Origin of the sequence: Deinococcus fonticola (genome assembly GCF_004634215.1) — a bacterium.
In the GTDB taxonomy this organism is placed as follows: Bacteria; Deinococcota; Deinococci; order Deinococcales; family Deinococcaceae; genus Deinococcus; species Deinococcus fonticola.
Genome location: NZ_SMMH01000098.1, coordinates 1 through 1,097, shown reverse-complemented (window position 1 = coordinate 1,097; position 1,097 = coordinate 1). Strand labels below are relative to the sequence as shown.

The 1,097-nt window shown below is 55.3% G+C and carries 2 protein-coding genes; both read right to left on the bottom strand.

Translation table 11 applies throughout. The features are described 5' to 3' along the window. The coding region (locus E5Z01_RS19200) for an IS3 family transposase (RefSeq protein WP_135230840.1) at positions 1–845 on the bottom strand (845 nt) is incomplete at its 3' end. 43 nt (positions 846–888) lie between these two features. Further along, the gene (locus tag E5Z01_RS20440) at positions 889–1,089 is read right to left on the bottom strand and encodes a hypothetical protein (RefSeq protein ID WP_420810866.1); all 201 of its coding nucleotides are present in this window, start codon (positions 1,087–1,089) and stop codon (positions 889–891) included. Between the last annotated feature and the right edge of the window lie 8 nt (positions 1,090–1,097).

Genomic DNA, 1,097 nt, shown 5'->3' with positions numbered 1-1,097 from the left:
GTAGCTTGGCACTCCGCCTCCCAGGGCGTCAAGTAGCCCCGGCTGGAATGCCGCCGTTTGCGGTTGTAATACACCTCCACATACTCGAAAATGGCCTGTCTGGCCTCTTCGTGGCTGCGGTACACGCAGCCATCCACCAATTCACGTTTCAAGGTCTCGAAAAAGCTCTCCACCACGGCGTTGTCCCAGCAATCCCCCTTTCTGCTCATGCTGCACAGCATTTCATTCTGCTTTAGGGCATCCTGAAAGGCATGACTGGCGTATTGACTCCCACGGTCGCTATGAAAGATCACGCCAGCAGGCGGATTCCGCCTGCTCACTGCCATATTTAACGCCGACAAGGGCAATTCAGCGGTCATGGTGTGGCTCATTGACCAACCAATAATCGTCCTGGCGAACAGATCCATGGTCACCGCCAGATATAACCAGCCTTCTTTGGTCGGGATGTAGGTGATATCGCCCGCCCAGGCTGAATTTGGAGTCTCAGGCGTGAAATTCCGTTCCAACAAATTCGGCGCAACAGGCAAGGCATGCTTGCTATCGGTGGTTTTGACGAACTTACGACGGGTTTTGCCGTACAGACCGAGAGCACGCATCAGTCGAGCAATCCGGCGTACACTGTGGCGGCGTCCCTGCGCCGCCAATTCGGCTTGAATACGCGGCGCACCATAACGGCCTTTGTTCTCGTCGTAGATGTTCTCGATCAGCAGTTTGAGGTGTCCATCCTCGACTTTTCGTGTTGAGAGCAGCCTTCTTCGCCAACTCCTGAAGCCACTGGGCGTGACTCGCAGGACTCGGCACATGATGTCCAGGCGGTAGTCGTTGAGATGTTCAGCAATGAACATGAATCTCAAAGACTTTGCTTGGCGAAGAAGCGGGCAGGCGTCCTCATGGGCGTCCGTTCTGCCCAAGACAGGCTGCCGCTTTTACTAGAATTTCTCGCTCTTGCCGCAGAATTTCAAGTTCTTTCTGGAGACGTTTGATTTCCTGCTCCTGTGGCGTCAGGGCCATTCGGCCCTGACCTGGAAAGGCGAGGGAACCTTGCTTTGCGGCCTGTTTGCGCCATCTGGACAGCGCGGAGAGGCTGATTCCGAGGT